Here is an 18,792-nt window from a genome sequence, read left to right on the forward strand (position 1 = left end):
TCCATTGTTTTTATTTAAAGTGTACTGGAGGGCTCCATGGCTGTAGCTGCCAATAAACGTTCTGTAATGACTCTTTTCTCAAGTGCTTCTGATATGTATAGCCATCAGGTGCGCATTGTTCTTGCTGAAAAAGGCGTAAGTGTTGAAGTTGAGTTGGTTGATGAAAAAAATCTACCAGCAGAGCTTGTTGAACTGAACCCGTACAAATCAGTACCTACTCTTATTGATCGTGAGCTTGCTTTATATGACTCAAAGATCATTATGGAGTACTTAGATGAGCGTTTCCCTCATCCACCGTTGATGCCTGTATACCCGGTTGCTCGTGGTAATAGTCGTCTAATGATGTACCGCATTGAGCGTAACTGGTATTCAGTTGCAGAGAAGATCGTTAAAGGCAACGCTGAAGAGTCTGAAGCAGCTCGCGTTAAACTGCGCAACGACCTACTGACTCTTGCTCCTATCTTCGCTGAGTATGAATACTTCATGAGCGAAGAATTTAGCCTAATTGATTGTTACCTAGCTCCGCTACTATGGCGTTTACCTGAGCTTGGTATCGAATTAATTGGCCCTGGTTCTAAAGAGCTTAAGATTTACATGAACCGCGTATTCGAACGTGATTCATTCCTAGCTTCTCTAACTGAAGCTGAGCGTGAGATGCGACTCGTTCGCTAAGCGTTTATGGATATTTCAAATATGACTCCACGCCGACCATATATGCTTCGTGCATTTTATGAATGGCTGGTTGATAACGAATTAACTCCACACCTTGTTGTTGAAGCAACATTACCGGGTGTAAGAGTTCCAGAAGAGTTTGTTCAAGATGGTCAGATCATTCTGAACATCGCGCCTCGTGCGGTTGGACAACTTGAACTGGGTAACGAAGCTGTGACGTTTAGTGCTCGCTTTAGTGGTCGTCCACACTCTGTGATCGTGCCGCTTTACGCAGTACAAGCGATTTATGCTCGTGAGAATGGTGCTGGTACCATGTTTGAACCTGAAGAGGCTTACATGGAATCTTTTGAAGAAGGGATTGAAGAAAGTCCTTTTGAAGAACAAGAGAAAGGCCCATCTTTGAGCGTAGCAACGGCAGACGTAGATGCTGAAGAGCCTGACTCAGATCCTGAGCCTCCTCGTCCAGCAAAAGGTCGCCCAAGCCTTCGTGTTATCAAATAACGTTAGCTAAATAACGACTCAAATAAAAAAGCAGCGACTCGTCGCTGCTTTTTCTTTTCTGCTAAATAGCATTTAATTGGTTGGCTTAAGGCTAGTTAACGGCCGTCTCTTCTTCGCCATATTCAAACGCTCGAATCACCTGCTTTACGCCTGAAACATTACGCGCAACTTCTGTCGCGATATCAGCATGCTCTCGAGAGACTAACCCAAGTAAAAACACCTCTGAATCTTCAGTGATGACCTTAACCTTGATACCGTTGAGATCAGCGTTTGCTAGAAGGGCTGACTTCACCTTGGTAGTAATCCAGCTGTCATTACTAATGGCACTGATGGTCAATGGCTCTTTTACTCGCACCTGATTATGGATGCTTTCTACACCTGCCACTTCTTTGGCTTGGTTTTCAAACGCGCGACGCTCTGAGTCAGTGGTTGCTTGCCCCATCAATACAACCGAACCTCGGTAAGAGCTCGCTGTGATACGAACGTTGCCACGATATGGCTGCTTGTTGGTGATGGCTGCGACTTCAAATTCGATATTGTTATCGTTCCAGATTTGTTTGGTGGTTCGTGTGTCAGTGACTAAGTTCGCTGTGGTTGCAGCACCAGCAATGAAAATGCCAGCACAACCAGACAGGGACAGTGTAAGTAGCGAAACACTAATCAGCTTAAACAGCCTCATAGAGGTTAATGATTTCATTGTGATGCTCCGTATATCACTCTTCGTGAGCAGGGAAGAGTACTTGATCGATTAGGTCACATAGGCAATGCAGTGTCACCATGTGTACTTCATGAATGCGTGCTGTACGGTGTGAAGGGATACGAATTTCTACATCGTGTTCGCCAAGTAAGCCTGCCATCTCACCACCATCTTTACCCGTAAAGGCGATGATCGTCATGTCACGTGTTACCGCTGCTTCCATCGCTTTGATGATGTTTTTGCTGTTACCGCTAGTAGAGATAGCCAGTAAAATATCGCCAGTTTGACCAAACGCACGTACCTGCTTAGAGAAGATCTCTTCGTAGTGATAGTCGTTGGCTACTGCCGTTAGCGTGGTGTTGTCTGCTGTGAGAGCCATTGCTGGGAGGCTAGGGCGCTCTGTTTCAAAGCGATTAAGTAGGCACGATACAAATTGCTGAGCATTCGACGCCGAACCACCATTACCACAACAAAGAATTTTGTTTCCGTTAAGCAAGGTCGCAACCATTGCTTGAGCGGCATGCGTGATTGCGTCTGGCAGTGCTTCTGCAGCCGCAATTTGGATCTGAATACTTTCTGTAAAACTTTCTTTAATGCTGTCTAGCATGTTTATCCTTGGGTAATCGCGTTTTGAATCCAGTCGATATTGTCATTCGGCCCTTCTATGGCAACGATATCAAACCTGAAATCTGTAGAGTGCACCGACAAGCCTTGCTGCATAAGCCAAACATTGGCTGTTTTGAGCAGCTTCTGTGACTTCTTTGCTGTCACCATTTCGGCGGCATGTCCGTAGCGGGTTTGCTTGCGGTATTTTACCTCAGCAAACACAACCGTGTTGTTATGGCGCATTATAAGATCAATCTCGCCACATTTAGCTATGAAGTTTTCTTGAATTAACGATAATCCGTGGCCAACTAAAAAATTTTTAGCCACGGTCTCGTATTTATCACCCACTTGTTTGTGGGTGATTGTTGGTTTGGACAGGAACTTTCGGCTAAAAAGCCCCATGCTCTGCCCAGCTGATTTCACGTTGAACAACACAGTTGTTGTCGATGGTTAACACGCCGGTTTCACCTGGAATGCTGTAACCCTGTACGGCTTTCATCTGTGGCAATGCATCCATAAGGTAGTAGGCATCCATCCCCAGTGCTTGCAGACGTTTTTGGCCGTTTGAATGTGCAGGCCATAGGTCGTTTAGCTCTTTGTTAAGTTCGTTCTTGCTCTCAACCAATAGTGGGATGTCACTGTAGAACACACCCGTTAGATCTTCGTACTGCTTGTCACCGCTGTTGCTGCGTGAGTTTGAGAACAAGGCTGGTTGGTCAGCATCTGGATTAATCGCGACTTCAATGAAAGGCTTAATCAACGTAAGCTCTGAGTTCTTCGCCACAATGTAAACAGAGTCGATATCACGACGGCTGCGCGGTTCAGTTTCTAGGTCTAGGTTAAGTAGCCCGTCCATTTGAGCGATACGTTGTTGGCTCTCTTGTAAGCCGAATACCTGATTCACATTGCGCTGAAGTTGGCGCTTGTCAGAGAATAAGGTAATCGCGACTTCGTTGTTGCTGTATTTTTTCCACTCTTTCTCAAACGCTTGCTTAACGCGGTCACCTAAACGCCCTTTTGGCGCAAGAATAAGCGGGTACTTGTAGCCTTGAGCAAAAAGGTGTTTCGCTGCCTGAGCGACTTCTTGCTCTGGCGATAGAGCGAGATAGCAAATATTGGTATCAGGTTCTAGCTGCGTCGGAATATTTAGAGCTAAAGCTGGAATCGAATTTTCGTGGTTTTTCTGCGCTTGCTGAAGCTTGGTAATATTGCTCTTAATCAGCGGGCCAACGATGAAATCTACCTTGTTCTCTTCCAGTGTCGCTTTAATTTCAGCAGCACTTTGTACGTTGGTGTCCATAACCGTTAGCGTTGCGTTTTCTTCGCGCTCTTTGTCATTCATCATCGCAAAGATGAAACCATCACGCACAAGCTGTGCTTGCTTGCCGTACTTACCCGTGAGCGGCAGTAATAGCGCAGTGCTGGTTGGTTTGCTGATCTCTAGCGCCAATATGTCAGTGATCGCCTGAGGTGTGTAGGTTGCTGCAGGATGACGAGGGTTCTCAGCCAGCCAATCAGACAGGGTTTTCTGTAGGTCTGGAAGGTTAGAGTTCAGCGTCTTCATATAAATAGCCAGTTGTAACCAACCTGCTAGAACGTCTTCTGTCGGAGAAGTCTTAAGTTCTAGAATCTCATATTGAGAGTAGCTATTCAGGTTCTGCCAAATACGGTCGGCAGTTATCTGTTGGCTTTCGTCATCAGCGTCTACGTATTCTGAATAAAGGACTAACTCACGGCTTGCTTCGAAATACTCGTTTTGCATTTCAGAAATGTTAGCGCGTAGCTCGTGATAATCTTTCCACTGCTCGTTCGGAAGCTTCCACCAAGGCTGAAAGTTCAGCTGGCTGTACGCTTGCTGTGGTTGCGAGTTATTCACCAGCAGTTGAGCGCGAGCTAATTGCCATTCTGCTTGTTGAATTTCACTCAGCTCTTGTTTGGCTAAGCGCTTGATAAGCAGAGTCGCTTGATCGGTTTTTCCAGCTTGCACAGAAGCCTTAAGTGCCATGATTAACCAGTCGTTTTGTAGACTTCCTTTGCTACTATCCGCCTGCATCATGTAACTTTCAGTTGATTGTGCTGGATCTAGTGTAATATCAACACGCGTTGGTGCTTGAGGACCTGAAGAACAAGCCGCCAATGTAATTGCTAATGCAATTGGAGTTAGTAAGCGTGGTACACTGAGTCTCTTATGGTTCATCGTTGCCATGAGTTCTTTAAATTCCGTATAAATTTGTATCTATATTAATCGTTGAAGTGATGGTAAACAAATGACAGATAACAAAACCTTGCTCACAGAGAGCCCAACTCTCTACATTGTGCCAACCCCAATCGGAAATTTGGGAGATATCACTCAAAGAGCAATTGAAATTTTATCAAGTGTCGATGTTATTGCAGCCGAAGACACACGCCACACGGGTAAGCTGCTTGCTCACTTCAATATATCAACCAGAACGTTCGCTTTACATGATCATAATGAACAAACTAAAGCACAAGTTCTAGTCGAAAGGTTATTAGAAGGTCAGTCTATCGCATTAGTCTCTGATGCGGGTACTCCTTTAATCAGTGATCCAGGTTACCATCTTGTTTCACAATGTCGTCAAGCGGGTGTGAGAGTTGTGCCACTTCCTGGTGCTTGTGCTGTGATTACCGCACTAAGTGCGTCAGGTTTACCGTCGGATCGTTTCAGCTTTGAAGGCTTCTTGCCACCAAAGAGTAAGGGGCGCAAAGATAAGTTCTTAGAGATTGCAAAAGCAGAGCGCACATGTATTTTCTACGAATCACCGCACCGTATTACGGATTCTCTGCAGGACATGCTAGAGATCTTAGGACCAGACCGTGAGGTCGTGTTGGCTCGTGAGCTAACCAAGACATTTGAAACCATTCAAGGTTTACCATTAGGTGAGTTGATTGAGTGGATAGAAGAAGACTCGAACCGCAAACGTGGTGAGATGGTGTTGCTGATCCATGGTCACCGTGAAGAAGCGAGCACCGATCTGCCAGACGAAGCAACTCGCACCCTTGGTATTCTAACCAAAGAGTTACCCCTTAAAAAAGCGGCGGCGATGACAGCAGAAATCTACAATCTGAAAAAGAACGCTTTATACAAATGGGGCTTAGAGCATCTAGACAACTAGATACCTCTTTGTTGATATACCTCTTTATAGAGTAGATAACCTTTATTAAAAAAGCTTCTGAGGAATGATGGTATTACCGTTATTCCTCTTTTTTTGTCTAGATTGTGTAAAAATTATGCGTTCGATTAGAGGTTTGCAGCATATTTGTGATCTCGCTAGACACTGCTCACTAATCTCTATACAATCCGCCCTCGGAGTTGAACGGGTAATCGCTGCTTTGCTGATGTCCTTCGGGAGACTGACGTTGAGGTCCTTCGGGAAACTGACGTTGAAGTCCTTCGGGAGACTGGTAGAGGGGAGGAACGTCCGGGCTCCATAGAGCAGGGTGCCAGATAACGTCTGGGGGGCGCGAGCCCACGACAAGTGCAGCAGAGAGAAGACCGCCGATGGCCTCATTTCTTCGGAAGAGGCACAGGTAAGGCTGAAAGGGTGCGGTAAGAGCGCACCGTGCGGCTGGCAACAGTTCGTAGCAAGGTAAACTCCACCCGGAGCAAGATCAAATAGGCCCTCGCATTGCGCTGCTCGCGTATGGGGGCGGGTAGATTGCTTGAGCCTGTGAGCGATTGCAGGCCTAGACGAATGGTTACCGCCGCGCAAGCGGAACAGAACCCGGCGTATGTGTCAACTCCACCTATATAAAGAACCCATCATTACTTAACGGTAGTGATGGGTTTTTTGCTTTATATTGACGTAAATTATTTAGATTTCCTTAGAATCCTTCACCCTGATATGAGCTTGGGTCAAAAATTCCCAAAGCCTATACACAATATGGTGGAGATACGGCGTGAAATCAGTACACTAAAACGTTAATAGAACAAATTATTGCCGAACTAATGGCTCAATCCACTCACTGAGAAGACTATGACAGAAGCATTCAAACATATTTCAGTATTGCTTAACGAATCTATTGACGGACTTGCGATCAAACCTGACGGTACCTACATCGATGGTACTTTTGGCCGAGGTGGTCATAGCCGTACAATCCTGTCTAAACTGGGCGAGAATGGACGACTCTTTAGTATCGACCGCGATCCACAAGCGATTGCAGAAGCTCAGAAGATTGATGACCCTCGTTTTACGATTATTCACGGCCCATTCTCAGGTATGGCTGAATATGCAGAGCGTTATGACTTAGTCGGTCAAGTGGATGGTGTTTTACTGGATTTAGGTGTTTCTTCACCACAGCTAGATGATGCTGAACGTGGTTTTAGCTTCATGAAAGATGGCCCGCTAGACATGCGTATGGATCCAACAACGGGTATTCCGGTTTCTCAGTGGCTAGTTGATGCGGATCTTGATGACATTACATGGGTTATTCGTGAGTTCGGTGAAGACAAACACGCTCGTCGTATCGCGAAAGGCATCATCGCTTATCAAGAGAATGAAGAGAACGAACCGCTAACGCGTACTGGTCAACTGGCTAAGCTTATCTCTGACGTCGCTCCAAAGAGCTTCAAAGAGAAAAAGCACCCAGCGACACGTGCTTTCCAAGCATTCCGTATCTACATCAATAGCGAACTTGAAGAGATCGATACCGCACTGAAAGGTGCAGCAAGCATTCTTGCTCCTCAAGGTCGTATCTCTGTTATCAGCTTTCACTCTCTTGAAGACCGTATGGTTAAGCGCTTCATCCGTAAAGAGAGCCAAGGGCCACAAGTTCCTCACGGTTTACCGCTAACAGAAGATCAAATTAAAGCTTTAGGCAGTGCCGATCTAAAACCAATTGGTAAAGCGATCAAGCCTTCTAAAGATGAAGTGGATGAGAATACTCGTTCGCGTAGCTCAGTACTACGAATCGCAGAAAAGCTATAGTCAATGAAGACCTCCAAGCCTAACTTAGCCAAGATAATATTTTTTGATTTGATCTCCGTGGGCAAGGTTCCATTGGTACTTCTTATCTGTATCTTTGCGAGTGCGATGGGGGTCGTTCTTACGACACATAATTCACGTCAGGCGATCACGAAAAAAGACATGGCATTAGTGGAACGAGAACAGCTTGATGATGAGTGGCGAAATTTAATGCTTGAAGAGACGGCTTTGGCTGAACATAGCCGCGTTCAAGCATCGGCAAAACGAGAGCTAGACATGAAACGTCCAGACTCTGACAAAGAAGTTGTGATCACACTGAAATGACCGGTAAAAAGGAAAAAGCACCCGCTAAACCCGTTAAGAAATCAACGAAAGAGCGAGTGAAGAGCGAAAAGGATTCGGATCCAATTCTTATTAAATGGCGTTTCAACGTCGTTATTGCTTTCGTGTTTCTTGCCTTTGCTGCACTCGTTGGTCGTGTGGCTTACATCCAAATTATTGAACCAGATAACTTAATCCGTCAGGGCGATCTTCGCTCGGTACGTGTTAAGGCTATTCCTTCCGCCCGCGGCATTATCTCAGACCGCAATGGCGAACCGCTTGCTGTGAGTGTTCCAGTTGAGGCGGTATGGGCCGACCCGAAAACGATTTTCGATAAAAATGGCATGGCCCAATTTAATCGTTGGTATGCGTTAGCTGATGTACTTGGCTTAGAACGACAATCGATGATCGACAAGATCTCTAGCAACAAATCCCGCCGATTTGTTTACCTACAAAGACAAGTTAGCCCAGCGATGGCTAAGTATATTCGTGAACTAAAGCTGGTGGGTGTTGGCCTGAAAGCGGAATCTCGACGTTACTACCCCGCAGGCGAAGTCAGTGCACACCTTATCGGTGTTACCGGAATTGACGGGCACGGTTTAGAAGGCGTTGAACGCAGCTATGACAAATGGCTCACGGGTGAAGCGGGTAAGCGGACGATTCGTAAAGATCGCTATGGACGCGTTGTTGAAAACATTGCTTTAGAAGAGCGTGAAGAAGGCAAACCACTCGAATTAACGATCGATCAACGATTACAAGCCATTGCTTATCGAGCGATTAAGCAGGCCGTGGCCGATCACAAGGCGACTTCAGGCTCTGCGGTATTACTCGATGTAAAAACGGGTGCCGTGTTAGCCATGGTTAATGCCCCTTCTTATAATCCGAACAACCGCGCTGATTTACAAAGCTTCAAAATGCGTAACCGCGTGCTCACCGATGCCATGGAACCTGGCTCGACCGTGAAACCTTTTGTGGTTTTGGCGGCGCTAGAGAACGGCACTGCAGACCCAGATATCGTGATTGATACTGGCAATGGCATTATGCAGATCGGTGGTAGTCGCGTACGAGATTCTTCTAAAGTTGGTAAGGCTGACTTAGCGCTGATCCTCAAGAAGTCGAGTAACATCGGTGTTGCTAAATTGGCGCTTAACATGCCACTTGAAGCTTTGCTTGGTATGTACAGTTCAGTTGGTCTAGGCGAGATGTCTGGGCTGAATTTGGTTGGTGAAACGAGCGGTATTTTCCCGAATCGCCGTCGTTGGTCAAAGTTTGAAATTGCGACCTTAGCGTTCGGTTATGGCTTGTCTGTTACGCCGATGCAGTTGGCACATGCCTATGCGACGTTAGCTAACAAAGGTTTGTATGAGCCGATTCATATTATTAAGAGTAACGACCAAGATTTTTCTAAGCAAATCATCAAGCGCGAGAACGCTGAACTGGTTTTGAATATGCTAGAAGGGGTGACTCAAAAAGGCGGTACGGCGACAAGAGCTGCCGTTCCGGGTTACCGCGTTGCAGCCAAAACGGGTACATCACGTAAGGCTGAAGCGGGCGGCTACAGTGATGAATACATCGCGGTTACCGCAGGCTTTGCTCCAGTTAGTGATCCAAGAGTGGCATTGGTTGTTGTGGTCAATGAACCTCAAGGCGACCTTTACTATGGTGGTTCAGTCGCAGCCCCCGTCTTTTCTGAAATCATGAAGGGCGCACTGCAAATAATGAACGTCCCTGCTGATGAAAATAAGTTTCAAGAATAGAGTTAATCAGGATTCAATATGAGTAATAGCCTCACGCTGTCATCTTTACTTTCTCCTTGGGGAGACTTTGGTTCACCTGAACTGGAATCGATTGCTGTTGAGCAATTGGAGCTAGATAGCCGAGCCATCAAGGAAGGTGATATTTTTGTTGCCGTAGTCGGACATGCTGTTGATGGCCGTCGTTTTATCGACAAAGCGGTCGCACTGGGAACTCATGCTGTTATTGCACAGGCCGATGCTGAAAAGCCTCATGGTCTGATTGAATGGTTGGATACTGTCCCTGTTATTTACATTAACAACCTTAACTTGGTGCTATCTGAGTTAGCTGGTCGTGTTTACTCGTGTCAAGCGACTAAGTTGATTGGTGTTACCGGCACCAATGGCAAAACCACCATCACCCAACTGATTGCTCAATGGCTTGATCTCGTCGGTCAACGCTCAGCGGTAATGGGTACGACAGGTAATGGTTTCTTAGATAATCTAAAAACCGCAGCGAATACCACAGGCAGTGCGATTGAAATACAGCGCACACTGAGTGAGTTAGCTGCAGAAAAAGCTGTCTACACGGCAATGGAAATATCTTCTCACGGTTTGGTGCAAGGTCGAGTAAAGGCTTTGGACTTTGAGGTAGGTGTATTTACTAACTTGAGTCGTGATCATCTTGATTACCATGGCACGATGGAAGAGTACGCATTGGCTAAGAAGAGCCTGTTTACTCAACATAAATGCAAGCACGCAGTGATCAATGTGGATGACGAAGTGGGTAAAGCTTGGATGCCGGACTTATCCAATGCTATTGCAGTCTCACTGTTACCGCTAACGGGCTATCAACAGTCGGTGTGGGCATCTGATGTCGGTTATGCAGAAACCGGTATTAAGCTCTCTTTCGATGGTAGTTGGGGACAAGGGAAGCTTTCTGCTCCACTGATTGGTCAGTTCAACGCATCAAACGTACTGGTTGCTTTTGCTACTTTGCTTTCTTTGGGTATCGAAAAGCAAACCTTGGTCGACACTGCGCCTCAGCTTCAACCTGTGATTGGCCGAATGGAGCTTTTCCAAGTTCCCAACAAAGCAAAAGTAGTTGTCGATTATGCTCATACGCCCGATGCGCTAGAGAAAGCATTGGCAGCACTGCGCGTGCATTGCTCAGGAAAACTGTGGGCAATCTTTGGTTGTGGTGGAGATCGAGACACTGGTAAGCGCCCAATGATGGCTGCGACCGCAGAGCAGTTCGCCGATAAAATCATTATTTCAGATGATAACCCTCGTAGCGAAGAACCGACACTGATTGTCAAAGACATGCTAGCTGGCTTAAGCAAACCTGAAGCTGCGTTTGTCGAACACGATCGCTACCAAGCGGTTAAGTTTGCGCTTGAGCAGGCAGGCAGCGATGACATTATTCTTCTGGCTGGTAAAGGCCATGAGGATTACCAAGTATTGAAAGATAAAACGGTACATTACTCAGACCGAGAGTCTGCGCTTCAACTTTTAGGTATTTCATAATGATTGATGTATCACTTGAGCAAATCTGCTCCGTGGTCAGTGGTGAGCTGATCAAAGCGGGCAACTCGAACAATAACGTAATCAATGCAGTTTCAACGGATACTCGTACCGTTGAAGAAGGCGCCTTGTTTGTCGCTATCGTTGGAGAGCGTTTCGACGCGCATGACTTTTGCCATCAAGCCGTTGAGGCAAACGCGAGCGCGTTGTTAGTCGAACGAAAACTTGACCTAAATATTACTCAAGTTGTTGTCGAAGACACTAAACTTGCTTTAGGTGAACTAAGTGCTTGGATTCACAAACAATGTGACGTGCCAACGATGGCGATTACAGGCAGCTGTGGCAAAACGACCGTTAAAGAGATGGTGGCGAGCATTTTACAGCAGCGTGGCAAGGTGCTGTTTACGGCGGGTAACTTCAATAATGATATTGGTGTGCCTTTGACCTTGTTACGCAGTGAACCCAATGATGACTATGCAGTGATCGAATTAGGCGCTAACCATATTGGTGAAATTGCCTACACCACTCAGCTAGTGAAGCCACAAGTTGCCTTAGTTAATAATGTAGCCGCGGCTCATTTAGAAGGCTTTGGTTCGATTGATGGTGTGAAGCAAGCGAAAGGTGAAATTTTTCAGGGGCTTGCTGCTGGTGATACTGCTATTGTTAATTTAGAGAGCAACGGTGGTGATTTTTGGAATGAAGTACTTGCGGATAAAGCGGTGCTGACATTTTCTGAAGGTAGTCGTGAAGCCGATTATTTTGCTGAAAATATCGAAATCAACGACCAAGGCGAAGCTTGCTTTGATATGCAAACACCACAAGGTGCTACGGCTGTTGAACTTGGTATTATTGGTCAGCATAACGTGGCGAACGCGTTGGCAGCTGCAGCGTTGAGCATTCAATTTGGTGCAACGCTTGATGAAATAAAAAGTGGTTTAGCGAATCTTATCTCGGTTAAAGGGCGAGTTGAGGTTCAACAATTAAGTCAGAATATCAAGCTGATAGATGACAGTTATAATGCCAGCGTACCCGCGATGAAGGCGGCAGCCAAACTGCTGTCGAGCTTCAAAGGTCAACGTTGGTTTATTTTAGGTAATATGGCTGAATTAGGCGACGAAAGTCTTGCACTTCACCGTCAAGTCGGTGAATATGCTGCCCCATTCGCTTTTGAGCATGTACTCACTTACGGTGATGATACCAAGGTGATTAGTGAGGTCTGTAACGGTACCCACTTTGCAACGCATCAAGCGATGATCGCGCACATAGAGCAGCACTTACGCTTGCCAGAAAACGCGTCACATACCTTGTTGGTAAAAGGCGCGAATAGTGCAGGAATGAGTAAAATAGCCGCTGCTTTAAAGGAGAATTTTTCATGATAATTTGGCTTGCAGAGCTACTACAGCCACACCTTTCTTTTTTCCGTTTGTTCGAATACCTATCGTTTCGTGCAATCGCGAGTATTTTGACGGCGCTATGTCTGTCGCTGTGGATGGGACCTCGTTTAATTGAGCGTCTGCAAATGCTACAAATTGGCCAAGTTGTTCGTAATGACGGCCCTGAATCTCACTTTAGCAAACGTGGTACACCAACCATGGGTGGCGTGATGATCCTAGCTGCCATTATTATTACAGTATTAATGTGGTCTGATCTTTCTAACCCTTACGTTTGGGCGGTATTAGTGGTACTTGCTGGTTATGGCGCGGTCGGTTTTGTTGATGACTACCGTAAAGTGGTTCGTAAAAACACCGATGGCTTGATTGCTCGCTGGAAGTACTTCTGGCAATCTGCGATTGCATTGGTTGTGGCATTTGCTCTGTATGCTCACGGGCACGATACTGCAGCAACTCAATTAGTGGTTCCTTTCTTTAAAGATGTGATGCCACAGCTTGGTTTATTGTACATCGTACTGACTTATTTTGTTATTGTGGGTACCAGTAACGCGGTAAACCTAACAGACGGCCTAGATGGTTTGGCCATTATGCCAACGGTGATGGTTGCTGCTGGTTTTGCTGTAATTGCATGGGCAACAGGTAATGTTAACTTTGCAGCATATCTACACATTCCATACATCCCATACACTTCTGAGCTTGTGGTTGTATGTACTGCTATCGTCGGTGCCGGACTTGGCTTCCTATGGTTCAACACTTACCCAGCGCAAGTATTCATGGGCGATGTTGGCTCACTAGCGCTTGGTGGTGCACTGGGTGTGATCGCGGTGTTAGTTCGCCAAGAGTTGGTACTGGTTATCATGGGCGGTGTGTTTGTAATGGAGACCTTGTCAGTTATTCTGCAGGTGGGCTCTTACAAATTGCGTGGTCAGCGTATTTTCCGCATGGCTCCGATTCACCACCACTATGAACTGAAAGGTTGGCCAGAGCCGCGCGTAATCGTGCGCTTTTGGATCATCTCAATGGTATTAGTACTGGTTGGCCTAGCGACACTGAAAGTTCGTTAATCTTATGTGAGCCTCTGATTAGAGGCTCTTTAAAACTATTAAGAGCATCTTGTTTAAATGGAACGTTGGCAAAATATTCAAAATGTAGTGGTTGTGGGGCTCGGTATTACCGGGCTCTCTGTCGTTAAACATCTCGTAAAATATCAGCCTCATACTCATGTGAAGGTGATTGATACTCGAGAGCTACCACCAGGAAAGAAATCTTTACCTGAATCGGTAGAACTGCATTCTGGAAGTTGGAATACCCAATGGTTGGCTGAGGCTGACTTGGTGATTGCTAACCCAGGTATCGCCTTAGCGACCCCTGAAATACAAGATGTTATTCAAGCGGGTGTTCCGGTTGTTGGTGATATTGAACTGTTTGGCTGGGCGGTAGACAAACCCGTTGTGGCTATCACGGGTTCCAACGGCAAGAGCACGGTGACCGATCTAACGGGTGTACTTGCTAAGGCTGCTGGTCTTAACGTTGGTGTTGGTGGCAACATCGGTATTCCTGCCTTAGACCTTCTTGAGCTTGATGCTGACTTATATGTCCTTGAGCTTTCAAGCTTTCAGCTAGAGACAACATCCAGTTTAAATCTTGCAGCGGCGGCCTTTTTGAACTTGTCAGAAGATCATATGGATCGCTACCAAGGCATGGCCGATTACCGCGATGCTAAATTAAGAATTTTTAACAACGCTCAGTACGCGATTGTAAACCGCGAAGACAAAGAGACTTATCCTGACCACAGTATGCCATTAGTGACATTCGGACTCGACGACCAAGAGTTTGGTGTGGCGACGATTGATGGTACTGAATGGCTGGTGGATAACAGCAAGCCAGTACTTCCTACTCAAGATTTAACATTGGTTGGACGTCACAATGTGGCAAATGCGCTAGTCTCGCTAGCACTGCTTAAACAAGTCGGTATTGATTACAGCAAAAGCCTTGAAGCTCTGAAGGCCTACAACGGTTTAACGCATCGTTGCCAAGTGGTGGCTGATAAGCGTTCTATTAAGTGGGTTAACGACTCGAAAGCAACCAACGTAGCCAGTACATTAGCGGCTCTGTCGGGCTTAGAATATCAAGGCACCTTGTATCTTCTGGTTGGTGGTGTAGGTAAGGGCGCTGATTTTAGTGAGCTTGAACCTGTGTTGTCACAGCTAGAGCGTGTTCAACTGTGTTGCTTCGGTGAAGATGCCGCGCAATTTATGCCATTGCATCCATCGGCTAAGACGTTTGATACCATGCGTGACATTATCGAGAGTGTCTCGAAGCTGTTAGTTACCGGTGATATGGTGATGTTGTCTCCAGCGTGTGCGAGCTTCGATCAATTTAATAACTTCATGGCAAGAGGTGATGCGTTCACTGACCTTGCCCATGAGTATGCCTAACGTGTTGAAGGACTAACATTCAGTGCAAAGAGTGAAAGAGATTAATCAATCCATTTGGCAATGGCTAAACCGTGCCACACCAGAGGCGCTCTACGATCGTCAGTTGGTATGGATTGCTCTTGGACTGATGCTGACCGGATTGGTAATGGTAACGTCTGCTTCGTTCCCAATCAGTGCTCGTTTAACTGATCAGCCGTTTCACTTTATGTTCCGCCATGCCATTTTCCTTGTGTTGGCGTTAATCGTATCCAGCGTCATATTGCAAATTCCAATGAAACGTTGGTTTCAATACAGTATGTACTTATTGGGTTTATCCTTCTTTTTGCTGGTCGTGGTATTGGCTGTCGGTAAGTCGGTTAACGGTGCATCGCGCTGGATCCCTCTTGGATTATTTAACTTACAACCCGCTGAAGTAGCTAAGTTGTCGCTGTTTATCTTTATGGCGGGTTATTTAGTTCGTAAACAAGACGAAGTGAGAAAAACCTTCTTCGGTGGCTTTGGTAAACCGATCATGGTATTCGGTGCTTTTGCTGTGTTACTACTTGGCCAGCCCGATTTAGGTACAGTAGTTGTAATGCTGGTGACCTTGTTCGGAATGTTATTTATCGCAGGAGCCAAACTTTCACAGTTTATTGCCTTGATGGTGGCGGGTATTGCTGCGGTCGTTGGCTTGATTGTTATAGAACCTTATCGTGTTCGACGTGTTACCTCATTTTGGGAACCGTGGAATGACCCGTTTGGCAGTGGCTACCAGTTAACTCAATCGCTAATGGCATTTGGTCGTGGTGATTGGATGGGGCAAGGCCTTGGAAACTCGGTTCAGAAGTTAGAATATTTACCAGAAGCACATACCGATTTTGTGTTTGCGGTATTAGCTGAAGAGTTGGGTTTTGTTGGCGTGACCTTAGTGCTGATCCTTATTTTTAGTTTGGTGCTTAAAGCCATTTTAATTGGCAAAAAAGCCTTCGAGAACGACCAGTTATTCAGTGGTTATCTTGCCTTTGGTATTGGTATTTGGTTTGCTTTTCAGACGCTTGTTAACGTAGGTGCCGCTTCAGGTATCGTTCCAACCAAAGGTCTGACATTGCCATTGATCAGTTACGGCGGGTCAAGTTTGATTGTGATGTCGGTGGCGGTTTCGATGCTGCTACGTATCGATCATGAGTGCCGAATACAACAAAAAGAACAAGCCGACAATCAAAACGAATTAGTAGAATAAGAATCTAACGTGATGAAAAAAAACAAAAAACTTTTAGTGATGGCTGGTGGTACTGGCGGTCACGTTTTCCCTGGCTTAGCGGTGGCTAAAAAGCTTCAGCAACAAGGTTGGGAAATTCGCTGGTTAGGAACAGCGGACAGAATGGAAGCGGATCTGGTGCCAAAACATGGTATTGAGATCGACTTCATCAAGGTGAAAGGCCTGCGTGGTCAAGGCATTAGCAAGCTAATTAAAGCGCCATTCCAGATTATTAATGCCATACTTCAAGCAAGACAGCACATCAAAGCATGGCAACCAGATGTGGTACTTGGAATGGGTGGTTACGTGAGTGGCCCCGGTGGTATCGCGGCATGGTTATCCGGTATTCCTGTAGTTTTGCATGAACAAAATGCAGTGGCAGGTTTAACCAACCAATGGCTATCTAAAATTGCTAAAAAAGTATTCCAAGCTTTCCCTGGTGCTTTTCCAACGGCTGACGTTGTTGGTAACCCTGTGCGTGAAGATGTTGTTGCCTTAGCTGAACCCGAGCAACGCATGGCAGAGCGTGACGGCGATATTCGAATCCTAGTTATGGGTGGCAGTCAGGGCGCTAAGATCCTGAACGATACCTTGCCTGTTTCCATGGCCCAGCTTGGTGAAGGTTTTACTGTGGTGCATCAAGCCGGTAAAAACAATCAACAGCAAGTGATTGAACAATACAAATCACATTCTGTAGATAATGTTCAAGTAACTGAATTTATTGATGATGTGGCGCAAGCTTATGAATGGGCAGATCTATTAGTTTGTCGTTCAGGTGCATTAACCGTATCTGAAGTGTCAGCCGCTGGTGTTGGCTCTATCTTCGTTCCGTTTATGCATAAAGACAGACAGCAAGCGTTGAATGCCGATCACCTAGTTGAATGTGGCGCAGCGTTAATGATTGAACAGCCTCAACTAACGGCTGATAAGCTAGCGAACACGATTGCTCAGCTTGATAGAAATGAATTAAAAATGATGGCAACAAAAGCTCGTCAAGCAGCCAAGCTTGATGCTGATGTGACCGTCGCTGAAGCGATTAAAGCTTTAGCAAAATAATGAGATTGAATTGATGACGATTGAACATACCCAAGACTTAGCGCAAATCCGTGCAATGGTGCCAGAGATGCGCCGTGTTAAATCTATCCACTTCATCGGTATTGGTGGCGCAGGAATGAGCGGGATTGCTGAAGTCTTGCTTAATGAAGGCTACCAGATCACGGGTTCTGATATTGCTCAAAACCCAGTGACCGATCGTTTAGTTAGCAAGGGTGCTACCGTTTACATCGGCCACCAAGCAAGTAACGTTGCTGATGCAAGTGTGGTGGTGGTTTCAACCGCTATCAACGAAGAAAACCCAGAGATTATTGCTGCTCGTGAAGCGCGTACACCTATCGTTCGTCGTGCAGAAATGCTGGCTGAGCTGATGCGTTTTCGTCATGGCATTGCTGTGGCAGGTACGCACGGTAAAACCACTACGACCGCGCTAGTGACACAAATATATTCGGAAGCGGGTTTAGATCCAACTTTCGTAAACGGTGGTTTGGTAAAAAGTGTTGGTACCAATGCTCGCCTAGGTTCGAGTCGTATTCTTATCGCTGAAGCCGATGAAAGTGATGCGTCATTCTTACACCTGCAACCAATGGTTAGTATTGTGACTAACATTGAAGCGGATCATATGGATACCTACGGCGGCGATTTTGAAACGCTAAAGCAGACGTTTATTGATTTCTTACACAATCTGCCATTCTACGGTCAGGCTGTGATGTGTGTGGATGATCCGGTAGTACGTGAGCTTATTCCTCAGGTGAGCCGCCAAGTGATTACCTACGGCTTCTCAGAAGACGCTGATATCCGCATTGAAAACTATGTACAACAAGGTCAGCAAGGCAAGTTTACGGTTGTTCGCAAAGGTAAAGCCAATCTCGATATTACGTTGAACATTCCCGGTCGCCATAACGCACTGAACGCATCAGCGGCGATTGCGGTTGCGACGGAAGATGACATCAGCGATGAAGCGATTCTAAAAGCGATGGCTGGAACGGAAGGCACTGGCCGTCGTTTCGATCACCTTGGTGAATATGAAACGGGTAAAGGTGTTGCAATGCTGGTCGATGATTACGGCCATCACCCAACCGAAGTTGATGTCACCATTCAAGCTGCACGAAGTGGTTGGACTGATAAACGTCTTGTGATGATCTTCCAACCGCACCGTTATAGCCGCACTCGCGATCTGTATGATGACTTCGCGAACGTTCTTGAGCAGGTTGATGTGCTTATTCTGTTAGATGTTTATTCTGCAGGTGAGAAACCTATTGCAGGGGCTGACGGACGCTCGTTAAGTCGAACTATTCGTGGGCGTGGTAAGATTGATCCCATCTTTGTTGCTGATATCAACACGCTGCCGTCGGTTTTAGCCAACGTTATTCAAGGCGGAGACCTTGTTTTAACACAGGGTGCTGGTGATGTTGGTCGTGTAGCGAAGCAACTTGAATCGCTACAATTAGACATTAATAAGATGCAAAACGCGTAACAGAATACTGTATACAGACTGTGGTTGATCGCTCACTTCTTGCGATTGACCTAAAATTGACCAAAAATCTTATTATCAACGTTTGATAGTTTGATTTTGCTCAGTATAATTCATAGGTTAAAGTAAGTGCTTTTACCTCTATTACGAAGATAGGGAATAGAATTGCGAACCAACGACAGGGAATGCGGGCTTTGGTAGA

Annotated in this window: 17 protein-coding genes and 1 other RNA gene; 14 read left to right on the plus strand and 4 right to left on the minus strand. The window is 46.0% G+C overall.

Features of this window, described 5'->3' with window-relative positions; genetic code table 11:
* The first annotated feature begins 36 nt into the window (after positions 1–36).
* Both sspA and sspB read left to right on the plus strand, forming a co-directional pair.
* Positions 37–672: a stringent starvation protein SspA gene (gene sspA / locus AC3CID_RS02135; RefSeq protein ID WP_010434700.1), complete on the plus strand. Its 636-nt coding sequence runs from the start codon at positions 37–39 to the stop codon at positions 670–672.
* Positions 673–693: 21 nt separating this feature from the next.
* Positions 694–1,173 (plus strand): ClpXP protease specificity-enhancing factor, encoded by a 480-nt coding sequence (gene sspB, locus AC3CID_RS02140; RefSeq protein WP_004729819.1) that lies wholly within the window; start codon positions 694–696, stop codon positions 1,171–1,173.
* Positions 1,174–1,264: 91 nt separating this feature from the next.
* Here sspB and AC3CID_RS02145 read toward each other — a convergent pair whose 3' ends face one another.
* The 4 genes from AC3CID_RS02145 to AC3CID_RS02160 are packed head-to-tail and all read right to left on the minus strand — an operon-like array spanning position 1,265 to position 4,682.
* Positions 1,265–1,870 (minus strand): BON domain-containing protein, encoded by a 606-nt coding sequence (locus tag AC3CID_RS02145; RefSeq protein ID WP_004729818.1) that lies wholly within the window; start codon positions 1,868–1,870, stop codon positions 1,265–1,267.
* A gap of 16 nt (positions 1,871–1,886) precedes the next feature.
* The gene (locus AC3CID_RS02150; RefSeq protein ID WP_004729817.1) at positions 1,887–2,477 is read right to left on the minus strand and encodes a phosphoheptose isomerase; all 591 of its coding nucleotides are present in this window, start codon (positions 2,475–2,477) and stop codon (positions 1,887–1,889) included.
* A 2-nt stretch (positions 2,478–2,479) separates the two neighbouring features.
* Complete coding sequence (locus AC3CID_RS02155) at positions 2,480–2,878, minus strand: YraN family protein (protein WP_065207225.1); 399 nt, start codon at positions 2,876–2,878, stop codon at positions 2,480–2,482.
* Entirely contained in the window at positions 2,865–4,682 is a 1,818-nt protein-coding gene (locus AC3CID_RS02160) for a penicillin-binding protein activator (RefSeq protein ID WP_065207226.1), read from the minus strand. The genes AC3CID_RS02155 and AC3CID_RS02160 overlap by 14 nt, the downstream gene beginning before the upstream one ends.
* A 61-nt stretch (positions 4,683–4,743) precedes the next feature.
* Between AC3CID_RS02160 and rsmI the strand changes: the two genes are divergently transcribed.
* The 12 genes from rsmI (at position 4,744) to murC (ending at position 18,593) form a co-directional block, all read left to right on the plus strand.
* Entirely contained in the window at positions 4,744–5,610 is an 867-nt protein-coding gene (gene rsmI / locus AC3CID_RS02165) for a 16S rRNA (cytidine(1402)-2'-O)-methyltransferase (RefSeq protein ID WP_004735998.1), read from the plus strand.
* Between the two features lie 193 nt (positions 5,611–5,803).
* Positions 5,804–6,243: RNase P RNA component class A (gene rnpB, locus AC3CID_RS02170), an RNA gene on the plus strand.
* Between the two features lie 228 nt (positions 6,244–6,471).
* A complete protein-coding gene (gene rsmH, locus AC3CID_RS02175) occupies positions 6,472–7,422 on the plus strand; it encodes a 16S rRNA (cytosine(1402)-N(4))-methyltransferase RsmH (protein WP_054547822.1) in 951 nt (316 codons plus the stop codon).
* Positions 7,423–7,425: 3 nt separating this feature from the next.
* Positions 7,426–7,743 (plus strand): cell division protein FtsL, encoded by a 318-nt coding sequence (gene ftsL, locus AC3CID_RS02180; RefSeq protein ID WP_004735995.1) that lies wholly within the window; start codon positions 7,426–7,428, stop codon positions 7,741–7,743.
* Positions 7,740–9,497 (plus strand): penicillin-binding transpeptidase domain-containing protein, encoded by a 1,758-nt coding sequence (locus tag AC3CID_RS02185; RefSeq protein WP_488526894.1) that lies wholly within the window; start codon positions 7,740–7,742, stop codon positions 9,495–9,497. The genes ftsL and AC3CID_RS02185 overlap by 4 nt, the downstream gene beginning before the upstream one ends.
* 18 nt (positions 9,498–9,515) lie before the next feature.
* The gene (gene murE, locus AC3CID_RS02190; protein ID WP_237291150.1) at positions 9,516–11,000 is read left to right on the plus strand and encodes a UDP-N-acetylmuramoyl-L-alanyl-D-glutamate--2,6-diaminopimelate ligase; all 1,485 of its coding nucleotides are present in this window, start codon (positions 9,516–9,518) and stop codon (positions 10,998–11,000) included.
* On the plus strand, positions 11,000–12,373 hold the full coding sequence (locus AC3CID_RS02195) for a UDP-N-acetylmuramoyl-tripeptide--D-alanyl-D-alanine ligase (RefSeq protein ID WP_237291149.1): 1,374 nt from the start codon (positions 11,000–11,002) through the stop codon (positions 12,371–12,373). Before murE ends, AC3CID_RS02195 begins: the two co-directional genes overlap by 1 nt.
* Positions 12,370–13,452 carry a phospho-N-acetylmuramoyl-pentapeptide-transferase gene (gene mraY, locus AC3CID_RS02200; protein ID WP_054547819.1) on the plus strand — a complete coding sequence of 361 codons (1,083 nt, stop codon included), beginning with the start codon at positions 12,370–12,372 and terminating at the stop codon, positions 13,450–13,452. Before AC3CID_RS02195 ends, mraY begins: the two co-directional genes overlap by 4 nt.
* Before the next feature lie 57 nt (positions 13,453–13,509).
* Positions 13,510–14,826: a UDP-N-acetylmuramoyl-L-alanine--D-glutamate ligase gene (gene murD, locus AC3CID_RS02205; protein ID WP_488526895.1), complete on the plus strand. Its 1,317-nt coding sequence runs from the start codon at positions 13,510–13,512 to the stop codon at positions 14,824–14,826.
* 22 nt (positions 14,827–14,848) lie between these two features.
* Positions 14,849–16,045, plus strand: a complete 1,197-nt coding sequence (gene ftsW / locus AC3CID_RS02210) for a cell division protein FtsW (protein WP_004735989.1) — start codon at positions 14,849–14,851, stop codon at positions 16,043–16,045.
* 12 nt (positions 16,046–16,057) lie between these two features.
* Entirely contained in the window at positions 16,058–17,119 is a 1,062-nt protein-coding gene (gene murG, locus AC3CID_RS02215) for an undecaprenyldiphospho-muramoylpentapeptide beta-N-acetylglucosaminyltransferase (protein WP_488526896.1), read from the plus strand.
* A gap of 13 nt (positions 17,120–17,132) precedes the next feature.
* Complete coding sequence (gene murC, locus AC3CID_RS02220) at positions 17,133–18,593, plus strand: UDP-N-acetylmuramate--L-alanine ligase (RefSeq protein ID WP_017084769.1); 1,461 nt, start codon at positions 17,133–17,135, stop codon at positions 18,591–18,593.
* The last annotated feature ends 199 nt before the right edge of the window (positions 18,594–18,792 follow it).

Source organism: Vibrio sp. QJM3NY_21 (genome assembly GCF_057785975.1).

Excerpts from the sequence above, each read along its gene's own strand:
- sspA (WP_010434700.1), top strand. The coding sequence starts at position 37 with ATGGCTGTAGCTGCCAATAAACGTTCTGTAATGACTCTTTTCTCAAGT.
- sspB (WP_004729819.1), top strand. The coding sequence starts at position 694 with ATGACTCCACGCCGACCATATATGCTTCGTGCATTTTATGAATGGCTG.
- AC3CID_RS02145 (WP_004729818.1), bottom strand. The coding sequence starts at position 1,870 with ATGAAATCATTAACCTCTATGAGGCTGTTTAAGCTGATTAGTGTTTCG.
- AC3CID_RS02150 (WP_004729817.1), bottom strand. The coding sequence starts at position 2,477 with ATGCTAGACAGCATTAAAGAAAGTTTTACAGAAAGTATTCAGATCCAA.
- AC3CID_RS02155 (WP_065207225.1), bottom strand. The coding sequence starts at position 2,878 with ATGGGGCTTTTTAGCCGAAAGTTCCTGTCCAAACCAACAATCACCCAC.
- AC3CID_RS02160 (WP_065207226.1), bottom strand. The coding sequence starts at position 4,682 with ATGGCAACGATGAACCATAAGAGACTCAGTGTACCACGCTTACTAACT.
- rsmI (WP_004735998.1), top strand. The coding sequence starts at position 4,744 with ATGACAGATAACAAAACCTTGCTCACAGAGAGCCCAACTCTCTACATT.
- rsmH (WP_054547822.1), top strand. The coding sequence starts at position 6,472 with ATGACAGAAGCATTCAAACATATTTCAGTATTGCTTAACGAATCTATT.
- ftsL (WP_004735995.1), top strand. The coding sequence starts at position 7,426 with ATGAAGACCTCCAAGCCTAACTTAGCCAAGATAATATTTTTTGATTTG.
- AC3CID_RS02185 (WP_488526894.1), top strand. The coding sequence starts at position 7,740 with ATGACCGGTAAAAAGGAAAAAGCACCCGCTAAACCCGTTAAGAAATCA.
- murE (WP_237291150.1), top strand. The coding sequence starts at position 9,516 with ATGAGTAATAGCCTCACGCTGTCATCTTTACTTTCTCCTTGGGGAGAC.
- AC3CID_RS02195 (WP_237291149.1), top strand. The coding sequence starts at position 11,000 with ATGATTGATGTATCACTTGAGCAAATCTGCTCCGTGGTCAGTGGTGAG.
- mraY (WP_054547819.1), top strand. The coding sequence starts at position 12,370 with ATGATAATTTGGCTTGCAGAGCTACTACAGCCACACCTTTCTTTTTTC.
- murD (WP_488526895.1), top strand. The coding sequence starts at position 13,510 with ATGGAACGTTGGCAAAATATTCAAAATGTAGTGGTTGTGGGGCTCGGT.
- murG (WP_488526896.1), top strand. The coding sequence starts at position 16,058 with ATGAAAAAAAACAAAAAACTTTTAGTGATGGCTGGTGGTACTGGCGGT.
- murC (WP_017084769.1), top strand. The coding sequence starts at position 17,133 with ATGACGATTGAACATACCCAAGACTTAGCGCAAATCCGTGCAATGGTG.